1 protein-coding gene is annotated in these 244 nt (G+C 39.3%); it reads left to right on the forward strand.

Annotation, left to right across the window (positions count from 1 at the left end; genetic code table 11):
- Positions 1-244: hypothetical protein (locus tag J7R07_RS08185; protein WP_208436347.1), on the forward strand; the 244-nt coding region annotated here is incomplete at both ends.

Below are 244 nucleotides of genomic sequence, written 5' to 3' on the forward strand. Positions count from 1 at the left end.
ATTACCGCTTTCGATACCGGTGCTTTCTTTGAAAACAGTAAAACCGCTGAAAATAAACTGGAAAATATAAAGATATCCAGTGGTAAAGACGATGCACCACTGAATGTTGGAGTAAAGGCAACAAACAGTAACGTTGCTTTAAAAGATGTAAACGTCGCTCAAGCAAACAATGCCGTAGTTGCAAATGATCACTCTCAAATGACAATCTCTGGAGGGAAATTCGAATCCATAGGGGAAACGATCT

This window comes from Bartonella phoceensis, from assembly GCF_902825145.1.
GTDB lineage: Bacteria > Pseudomonadota > Alphaproteobacteria > Rhizobiales > Rhizobiaceae > Bartonella > Bartonella phoceensis.